The 978-nt window shown below is 44.1% G+C and carries 1 protein-coding gene; it reads right to left on the bottom strand.

Features of this window, described 5'->3' with window-relative positions; all coding sequences use genetic code 11:
- The coding region (locus tag N1032_RS23905) for a DnaB-like helicase C-terminal domain-containing protein (protein ID WP_259542923.1) at positions 1–978 on the bottom strand (978 nt) is incomplete at both ends.

Below are 978 nucleotides of genomic sequence, written 5' to 3'. Positions count from 1 at the left end.
ATACACCAGTTTGACCGTAGTTACGCTCTTTCAAGAGTCGGATAATTGAGAGGTTTTTACCCTCACCCTCCGCTTGCTTATTACGTTCAAAGCCAATAATACATTGACACCAACGCATAAGAGAACGTGAACCAGTGAACTGAACCTCTTTCACCTGACCGCCTTCCTCGTGGGAAGCGCCGCCTGATGGAGCATTCAAATGCGATAGCACGAATGCAGTGAAATTCAGTTCCTGACACATACCAGCAAGTTCAGAAGCAATCTTACTGATTTCAGTGTTGATTTCAGAAGGAGTTAGATGGGAAACAAGAGCAGTGATGTTATCGAGAATAATGAATTTACATTGATTCTCAACAACCCAGAAACGAATAACCTGACGAATATCAGACCAATCGTTCTGACCGAAGTTATCATAGAGGAAGAATTTATCCGCATACCGCAGAGCTTCATTCCTCAAGATATCATCGTCGTATTCAACATCTGGACGGTGGAAAGGGATTGAAGCAGATTTACCAGCGATGTTCTTCACTGACATACCTACTTTTTCTTCTAAGAAGAATCCACCACCATTAAAGCCCTGATTAAGACAGAGCCAAGCCACCAGTTCATGAGCAAGCAATGTTTTACCACCACCTACACCACCACCGATCGCTACCATTTCACCCCAACGAATACCGAAGGTCATGTCGTTAAGAGTCTTCCACGGATATGGAATACCCCACTCAGCCTTACGAAGAGCATCATCAAGGCAATCGAATACAGTTACTGCTCCTGCTGGAGATTCTCGTTTCGCTGAGAATTTCAAGTTGTTAAAGAGTTCCTGACCACGCCCAGCTAAGAGCATGTCATTCGCATCTTTAATTTCCTTGTCATTCCCGTTGAATTGAAAAGTTCCTTTCGGAATACGAGCAAACTTTGCATGAGGATACAAAGCTCGCCCTTTTGCCAGTGCATCTTCACCTGCGGAATCATTGTCCA

It is taken from the genome of Herbiconiux daphne (genome assembly GCF_024979295.1).
In the GTDB taxonomy this organism is placed as follows: domain Bacteria; phylum Actinomycetota; class Actinomycetes; order Actinomycetales; family Microbacteriaceae; genus Herbiconiux; species Herbiconiux daphnes.
The sequence above is the reverse complement of the archived record's forward strand: the minus strand, read 5'-3'. Positions and strand labels throughout refer to the sequence as shown.